Below are 7780 nucleotides of genomic sequence, written 5' to 3'. Positions count from 1 at the left end.
CCCCCCCCCCCCCCCCCCCCCCCCCCCCCCCCCCCCCCCCCCCCCCCCCCCCCCCCCCCCCCCCCCCCCCCCGCCGCGCGGCGCTGACCTTGATCCTAAAAACGAGCAATTCGGCAGTGCGAACTTCATCGGGCATGTCCTGTCCCGGGCATGGCCATGGCGAACAGGGCGGCGGTGCGGGCCTCTCGGCCGTGGTGGGTGTCGAGGTGGTGTTGGACGGTGTCGATGGCTGCCTGGATCTTGGTGACGTTGTCCGTGGGGAATGGGTCGGGTATGTGGCTTAGGGGTGCGGTGACGATGCCGTTGGCTCCGGCGGTGAGGCTTTCGGCAATGTGGCGGGCAGTGCCGTCCCACAGGGTGAAGTCCGGGCCGGTCGCGGTGCGCAGTGCGGCGATGGTGTCGGTCGGGACCTTGGAGACCTTCGCGGCGGCGGGCAGGATGCCGGCGGTCTGGGCAGCGGCGGCAAGCTGGGGTGTGAGGGTGGTGGGGCTGAATTCGGGGTGGCTGAACAGGTAACTCGGGCGCGGGAGGCTGGCGAACAGGTTCAGCGCTTCACGGTCGCTGGCGAGGTCTCGTAGGACGACCATCGGGACGGCTCCGGCGGCGGTGGCGTTCGTGATGTCGGCGGTGGTCCAACAGCATGCGGTCAGCCGTTCCACCCCGATCGTCTCCGCCCACAGTTCGGCGACTGCGGCGCGTTCGGCTTCGCTGGCCTGGTGTCCGCCGGTCGTGGTGCCGGACAGAATGAACCGATGCGCCCACGTCCCCGCGGCACGGCGGGCGTAGTCGGCGGTCACCTGCCTGTCGATGGCTCCGCTGGGCATGCGGAAAGTCAGGGCTGGAAGCACGAGATGCATGGGCGGTCAGTCCATCGGGTCGCGCGGGTAGACGGTGCCGGAGGAATGGTCGGTGACGGCCCGGTGGATGAGGTCGGCGGCCTGCTCGGGTGACCGGCGATCGGTGCGTAGAACCAGATCGAACAGGTCCGGCCTGGCGTCCTTGTCGAGGTCGGTCGAAGTCTCGTCCCATACGGTCAGCCGTGCGTCGACGTCGGTGCTTCCGCGCTCGTGGGCGCGGGTGGCGGTGACCTCGCGGGGGCACCACAACAGCACCGTCACCCACCGGGCGGGGTAACTGGTGTGCAGGGCTTCGATGCCGGCGACCTGGCCGAGATGCACCACCGGAACCCGGCCGGCGGCGGTGAGCTCGTCCAGGCGGGGCCGGTCGATCGCGTAGACGTTCCCGTACCGCTCGTTCGCGTACAGGATCTGTCCTTGGGCCTGGAGACGGTCGAGCTCGCCGGTCGATGCCACGCGGTAGGGGGCGCGAGCATTTATCCCGGCTTTTAGCCGGTCGAAATGGACGTACCGATCGTCCCGGGCGGTCAGAGCGACGGTGATCGTGTCTTTCCCGGACGCGGGCGGCCCGTAGAGGATGACGGCGTCAGGAGGCATCGCGGATCCGGCTGGCCAGGCGGCGGGCGTGTTCGGCGAGGTTGCTGCGGGCGTGGCGGCTGTTGTCGACCACGTAGTGCGTGCACACCGGGCGCTGGTCGGGGTCGATGGTGGCCACGTACTCCTCCCAGTAGGACAGCTTCCAGGTGTCTCGGGCGGCGTCGCGGGATTCGAGGTAGTCGCGTTGGGAGTCAATGTCGCAGCGCAACCAGACGACGGCGATCGCTGCTCCGGCGTTCGCGCACCGCTTCTTCATCCGTTCCAACCAGGCCGGGTCGGTCAGCTCGCGGACGAACGGCGCAGTCACGACCGTGGGCAGTCCCAGACGCAGGTTGTCGAACGCGGTGTCGAACATGGCCCGGTACTCCAACGGGCGGATCCTGCCGGTGTACGTCTCGCCCTGGCGGTCGTTCGGGTCGGTGTCCAGGGACAGCAACAGGGACTCGGTGAGCGGGCGGCTCATCGTGTCCTTGTCCAGCAACGACCAGCCGGTGATCTCGCAGAGGAACCGGGCGAACTCTGTCTTCCCCGACCCCGGGAACCCTGCCACCATCACCAGCACCGGGGAACCCTCCCGCGGGCGGCCGGAACTCCAGGCGCCCAGGATCTTCGATTCCAGGTCGAACGGCGGAAGCTCCACCCGACCGCCCCGCCCGGCGGCCGGCGGCTCGATGCAGGCCAGGAGCTGGCGGATGGAGTCGGTGACCTCGTCCCGGCGGGGCGCTGCCGGCGGTGCCCCGAACGCTGCCCCGGCCTGCTCGCGCAGGTGGGTAGGAACCCGTAGCGTTTCCCGCGGCGGATGCGGGGCGGCCCCGACTGCTCCGGACACCTCCCACGGGCGTGGGGCCAGACCGACCATCGCCCCGGGGATCCGCAGACCGTCGGCGATGCGCTCGATGACGTCGACGTCTTCGACCTTCGCCTTGCCTCCGGCGATCCGGCTCACCCGCGACTGGCTGAACCCCTCGACCGACGAGGCGATCCGGTCCTGACTGACATGATCCCATTTGCGCATGAGCAGGAACGCGGCGCCGAAGTCCCGGCCGCGCAGGGCGGCGGCCATGTCGTCGCGGGCCAGTAGCTCGGCGGAGACGGTGTAGCGCTGCCAGGGGCTGTCGGTGTCAGCGGTCATTTATCGCTTTTCGGTCGGTGACAGGTCGGGGTAATCGGCGTGAGCAGACCAGCACGGTGAGCATAGCGGCGGCATGCCGTGTCGACATCCCAAGCCGGGATCAGGCGGTCAAATGGCGCCGGAACGGCGCTGATCTGCGGGTTTGGTGCTCGTGGGATCGGCGGTGGAATGCCGTGCATCCATGCCGCCTCGACATTCCGTGTTCGGGCGGTGTCGGTGAGTCTGATGGCAGTCGACGCCGTCCGTGCCGAGTCGGCTCCGCGGATGGCGTCGGCACCGGATCTCGTCCAGCTCGCGCCGGTAGCTGGCGGCTTGGACGGCTCGGTCCTCCCGGCGCGCCGGTGGATGGTGTGCCGGTCACGGATCAGCGAAGGGGATGCGATGAGGGGCGCCGTGCGAACGGAGGAACAGGCTGAACCGGACGTCGGAACGGAGGATGCACGCTCGACGGAGTACATCCCGACTGACACGGCGCACAGGCCGGCAAGGCGGGGCCTGTCCCGGCGGGAGCTGGTGTGCACCCGGGCATCCGGTCAGGACGGATCGGTCGATGACGAGTCGGGGTCGGGCGGGCCGTTGCCTGCGTTGGACGGCGAAGGCAGCGGGCGTCCGGTGGTGTGGGCCGTCGTCATCCGTGGCCAGCGTGGGCCGTTGGTCGGCGTGATCGGGTTCTTCGGGACGCGGTCGGCGGCTCGGACCTACGCCCGGGGCCGGCGTTACCCGGGCGCTTTCGTCCTGCCTGCCATGCACGCGGGAGCGGAGATCAGCGGATGACGACTCGTCAGACCGTCGGCGGACGGGAGCCGGCCGTCTTCCCGCCGAGTGCGTCGCTCGACCCGTCGGTGGCGCATCCCGCCCGGATGTACGACTACTTCCTCGGCGGTAAGGACCATCTGCCGGCCGACCGGGTGGCGGCCGAAGCGGTGGTGGCCGCGTCGCCGGACGTTCCCCTGGTGGCGCACGCGAACCGGTACTTCATGACCCGGGCGGCACGGTTTCTGGCGTCGGAATGCGGGATCCGCCAGTACCTCGACGTCGGAACGGGGTTCCCCACAAGTCCGAACCTGCACGAGGTGGTGCAGGCTGTCGACCCGGCATCCCGGGTCGTTTACAGCGACAACAATCCGGTGGTCCTGGTGCATGCCCGCGCGCTGTTGACCAGCACGGCGGAGGGGCGCACGGCCTACCTGGATGCCGATCTGCGCGACCCGGCGCTCATCCTCGACGCCGCGCAACTGCGTGACGCGCTCGACTTCCGCCAGCCAATCGCGCTGTTCCTGGTCGCGGTCCTGCACTTCCTGACCGATGACGATGATGCGCACGCCCGGGTGCGTTCTCTGGTCGATGCCCTGCCGTCAGGCAGTTACCTCGTCGTCTCGCACGCCACCGGCGATCTCGCACCCTCGAACGTGGACACGATCGTCGACACCTACGCCACCACGGCCGTTCCCCTCGTGCTGCGTGACCTGGCGGCCGTCACGCGGTTCTTCGACGGCACGGACGTCGTCGACCCGGGCGTGGTGCGGCTGCCGCTGTGGAAGCCCGACACCCCGCCCGAGGACATCCACAAGGTGTGGCTGTACGGCGGGGTTGGTCGCAAGTCCTGATCCGCTCGCGTTCCGGCGGGCGGGCACTCGAAATGATCCTTTGGAGGTAGTGGGTTGCTATCCGATCTACGCACGGCAGGCGCGGCGAGTCTCGCCCCGGCGGCAGGACTGTTCCTGCCAGAACTGCACCACCGGCGGGACATCGGTCTGGACCTTGTCCAGGTCAACGGCATCGCCGACCTGTGTCACAGCTACACCCAGAAGCGGGCGACGATCAACCTGCAGATGACCCGGCTCGCCGGTGAACTGCTCGCCGGGATCCTCTCCGGCAAGGTCTGCGACGACAGGGCACGCGACGTGATGTCCTCGCACACCGAGACCCGCGGCATCCTGTTCGGCGACGCCGAGACTCTGATACTCGCCACGCTCGCCGAGGGCTACGCCCTGTTGAGCACCGACCAGGTGGAACGGGCGCTGGCCGTCCGGCGGGGCCAGACCTCGGCCGCCTTCGACGCGGTCGCCGACGCCATGTACGTCGACCAGGTGGCGCCCACCCGCCTGTAAGCCCGGTGGCGGGCAACCCCCAGAGACGCCCGTCGCCATCCCGGGAGGACCCGCGCCCGGCCGACCCCCTCGGCGGCACTCGGCACGGGTCCTCCCACCCGAACATCACCCCCATGAACGTGGCCGGTCTCCGTGAGCGCTCCTCACCGGCCACCGCGGCCCCGGATCCCCACCCGATGGATCCGGGGCCGTGCCATGTCCAGGACCGCAACCGTCGGCGCTGCCGGCCACTGGGCAGACGAATCACCTGCGCTGCCGGTCGAGGTCGTCGAGGCGGCGCAGGAGCGCCCGTAGGTCGTCCCGGATGTCGCGGACGCCTTCGAGAATCTGCCGCGTCACCGCCGCTGCCTCTTCCCCGTCGTCGTCCGCCGTGACCTGACCGGCGGTGAGCACCCGCACCAGATGATCGTCCGGCCAGTCCAGGGCGCGAGAGATGGCGGTCAGGGTCCGGGTCCGCACACGTCGCTTCGCGCCGTGCTGGACAAGCCTCAGCGTGGACACGGCGATACCGGCGCGGTCGGCAAGCTCCTGCTGACTGATGCGCCGGGCGGCCATTCGTTCCGTGATGGCCACGGCCACCGCCGTCCAGTCCTCGCCGTCTGTGTCCCGTCGGCCATCGGGGGCATTCACACCACCGGGACGATCATCCATGGACGGCATGCTAGCGAATGGACAATGCCCCGGCCTGCCCTGGTCAACGCGTATATCGACCCGGCATGCCCTGCATGAGTTCATGCACGGACTACATTCTTCGATCCCGACTGATCATGCACCGCCGATATGGCGCTTGAAACGCGCTTGTTCGGCGGAGCATTGTCGTTCCGTACCCGCCGGGCGGATGCAACGCCTGGTCGGACGGACGGCTGAGGAAGGTGGATCCATGGCGGTGCCACGACGGATTCCCGTCGCTTTCGGGGTGGTGTTCCCCCTGGGGGCGTTCGTGGTCGGTGTCGAGCCGGTCAACGACTTCGACAAGGTCCGGGCGGGAGCGGCGGACGCGCAGCAGCGTGACGAGGAGACCGGAGACCTGGTCTGGCAGGTCAAGGGCATCGACGCCGACCCGGCGGCCCGGACCAACGAACTCAAGATCCGGATGACGGCGGCGGTACAGCCGGTCCCGCCGGAGCTGCTGCCTGGCACGCCGTTTCGGCCGGTGGAGTTCGACAACCTGTCCCTCGCGCCCTACGTCGACCGGCGCAACGCCGAACGCCCGAAGATCGCCTACTCGCTGCGGGCCTCGGACATGCGTGCACCGGGCGCGGCGAACGGTCGGCGTCCGGGTCCGGCGGTGGCGGCATGAACGGCCGTGTCCGGCCGGCGATCGATGGTCTGCGTTCCTCGACGCACTTCGGTCTACAGGTCGGCGCGGACTGGTCGGTGAACTGCCACACGTACCCGCACCGTTCGCCGATCCTGATGCTTCGGCTCGGGCTGACGGGGTGACGATGTCTCCGGCGTCGAACGCGGTCACCTCGGATCAGAACGAATTCGCCTACGCGCTGATCGGCGCGGCTAACGCCTACCTCGTGGAGTGCGAACGCATCCGCTTCGCCTCCGACGACACTGCCGACCCGGCGGAACTCCGGGCGGCATAGGCCATATCCGGCCGGTTCACCTGGGCGGCCCGGACACTCCGGTATCCGGATTCCGGGCACCCGGGAAATCTTTTCCCGCAACACCTGTCCCTGGTTTCGTGCGCTCGAAAAGCGGGTGGTATCGCCATGTCTAAACTCAGCGGTGACCAGCGTTTCCCGCGGGTCCCGACCCGTACCGACAAGATGCGTGTGCCGCTGTGGATGCTGCTGCTGGCCGTTGCCGGCAAGGGGCTGGTGCTGGCGGTGCGCTCCTGCTGGCGGCACCGGGTCGCGGTCGGCTCGACGCTCGGGACGCTGCTGTTCGTCCATCACGTCGGCCTGCCGGCGCTGGGCATCCTGCTCGGCGGCCTGCCGGTGCTCGCCGTCGTGTGGTGGCGGCTGCATGTCCGGTCGTTCTGGCCGGTGGCCTGGTGGCTGTGGGGGCGTGCCCGGCTGACGTTCGTGTACCAGCGGCGGTGGAAGCCGGCGATGGTGCATACCGATCTGGCGATTCGCCTGCCCACCTCGACCGTTGATCAGGTGACCTTTGACGAGTACTTCCCGCGGATCCGTTCCATTCGCGCGTCTCGGTCGGTGGATGTACTGCGGGTGGAGCTGCTGCCCGGTCAGACCCCGGCGCAGTGGGCGGAACAGGCCGAGGCGCTGCGGCATGTCTTCCGGGCGCGGCGCTGCCAGGTGCAGGGGGAGACCTTCCGCTTCGTGCGGGTTTCCTTCCACCGGCATGACCCGCTGACCCGGCCGGTTCCCCCGGCCGCGCTTGACGGCTCCGACGGTGCCGGCTCTGACCCGGCCGGCGCCGTCTCGGATTCGAGCTCCGCCCGGCCAGTGGATGTCGGTGAGCTGGTGGCGGGCCTGTCGGCGGTGCCGGTGGGCCGCTGCGAGGACGGATCCCCCTGGACCCTGCCCGTCCGCGGTTCGCATGTGCTGATCGCGGGGGCGACCGGGGCAGGCAAGGGCTCGGTGCTGTGGGGGCTGCTGCGCGGGCTGGCCCCGGCGGTGCGGGCCGGGCCGGTGGAGCTGTGGGTGTGCGACCCGAAAGGCGGCATGGAGGGTCCGGCTCCACGACGCGCGTCACACCATGGCAAGCCTGTTGCTCGCGCAGAAGGTCCACCCGCGGGTCGTCATGGAGATCATGGGGCACTCGCAGATCAGCCTGACCCTCGGCACCTACAGCCACGTCGCGCCGGAGCTGTCCACCGACGCCGCGGACCGCATGGCCGCGACGCTGTGGGACACCACGAACAGTGACAAGCCCCAGCAGAAGCCAGAGAAAGAGGCGGAGAAGGAACCAGAGGCCGAATAGCTGCTGTGTGACCTTTGGCTGCCAGCTTGGCTGCCAGTAGAGATCGTCGACTTGGACGGATGTCGGCCGACGGGGGGTCCGGGGGGTCGCCCCCCGGGCAGACATATCGGCAGACGCCGAAGCTGATCAAAGATCAGCGAGCATGAAAGGTGAGCACGGTGCGCCGTCAGGGACTTGAACCCCGA

General features: G+C 69.4%; 10 protein-coding genes and 1 pseudogene. 7 read left to right on the top strand and 4 right to left on the bottom strand.

Annotated elements, in window-relative coordinates; genetic code table 11:
* Nucleotides 1-125: 125 nt before the first annotated feature.
* From MXD95_RS06990 to MXD95_RS06980, 3 genes are read right to left on the bottom strand one after another with little or no spacing between them, the layout of a single operon-like run.
* Nucleotides 126-824 carry a hypothetical protein gene (locus tag MXD95_RS06990; RefSeq protein WP_250639726.1) on the bottom strand — a complete coding sequence of 233 codons (699 nt, stop codon included), beginning with the start codon at nt 822-824 and terminating at the stop codon, nt 126-128.
* A gap of 39 nt (nt 825-863) precedes the next feature.
* A complete protein-coding gene (locus MXD95_RS06985) occupies nt 864-1454 on the bottom strand; it encodes a guanylate kinase (protein ID WP_250639725.1) in 591 nt (196 codons plus the stop codon).
* Nucleotides 1444-2586: a P-loop nucleotide/nucleoside kinase family protein gene (locus MXD95_RS06980; RefSeq protein WP_250639724.1), complete on the bottom strand. Its 1143-nt coding sequence runs from the start codon at nt 2584-2586 to the stop codon at nt 1444-1446. Before MXD95_RS06980 ends, MXD95_RS06985 begins: the two co-directional genes overlap by 11 nt.
* 393 nt (nt 2587-2979) lie before the next feature.
* Between MXD95_RS06980 and MXD95_RS06975 the strand changes: the two genes are divergently transcribed.
* Genes MXD95_RS06975 through MXD95_RS06965 form a run of 3 tightly spaced genes read left to right on the top strand, consistent with a single transcriptional unit; the run spans nt 2980 to nt 4697 of the window.
* A complete protein-coding gene (locus MXD95_RS06975; protein ID WP_250639723.1) occupies nt 2980-3360 on the top strand; it encodes a hypothetical protein in 381 nt (126 codons plus the stop codon).
* Nucleotides 3357-4193 (top strand): SAM-dependent methyltransferase, encoded by an 837-nt coding sequence (locus tag MXD95_RS06970; RefSeq protein ID WP_250639722.1) that lies wholly within the window; start codon nt 3357-3359, stop codon nt 4191-4193. Before MXD95_RS06975 ends, MXD95_RS06970 begins: the two co-directional genes overlap by 4 nt.
* 54 nt (nt 4194-4247) lie before the next feature.
* A complete protein-coding gene (locus MXD95_RS06965) occupies nt 4248-4697 on the top strand; it encodes a hypothetical protein (protein ID WP_250639721.1) in 450 nt (149 codons plus the stop codon).
* A gap of 243 nt (nt 4698-4940) precedes the next feature.
* Here MXD95_RS06965 and MXD95_RS06960 read toward each other — a convergent pair whose 3' ends face one another.
* The gene (locus tag MXD95_RS06960) at nt 4941-5348 is read right to left on the bottom strand and encodes a helix-turn-helix domain-containing protein (protein WP_250639720.1); all 408 of its coding nucleotides are present in this window, start codon (nt 5346-5348) and stop codon (nt 4941-4943) included.
* Nucleotides 5349-5577: 229 nt separating this feature from the next.
* Here MXD95_RS06960 and MXD95_RS06955 point away from each other — a divergent pair, with 229 nt between their 5' ends.
* The 4 genes and pseudogenes from MXD95_RS06955 (at nt 5578) to MXD95_RS06940 (ending at nt 7595) form a co-directional block, all read left to right on the top strand.
* On the top strand, nt 5578-5997 hold the full coding sequence (locus tag MXD95_RS06955) for a plasmid replication, integration and excision activator (RefSeq protein ID WP_250639719.1): 420 nt from the start codon (nt 5578-5580) through the stop codon (nt 5995-5997).
* Between the two features lie 145 nt (nt 5998-6142).
* Nucleotides 6143-6292, top strand: a complete 150-nt coding sequence (locus MXD95_RS06950) for a hypothetical protein (protein WP_250639718.1) — start codon at nt 6143-6145, stop codon at nt 6290-6292.
* A gap of 126 nt (nt 6293-6418) precedes the next feature.
* Nucleotides 6419-7342, top strand: a pseudogene (locus MXD95_RS06945) (FtsK/SpoIIIE domain-containing protein); the annotation flags it as partial.
* Nucleotides 7343-7370: 28 nt separating this feature from the next.
* On the top strand, nt 7371-7595 hold the full coding sequence (locus tag MXD95_RS06940) for a site-specific integrase (RefSeq protein WP_250639717.1): 225 nt from the start codon (nt 7371-7373) through the stop codon (nt 7593-7595).
* Nucleotides 7596-7780 lie beyond the last annotated feature (185 nt).

This window comes from Frankia sp. AiPa1, assembly GCF_023243075.1.
In the GTDB taxonomy this organism is placed as follows: domain Bacteria; phylum Actinomycetota; class Actinomycetes; order Frankiales; family Frankiaceae; genus Frankia.
The sequence above is the reverse complement of the archived record's forward strand: the minus strand, read 5'-3'. Positions and strand labels throughout refer to the sequence as shown.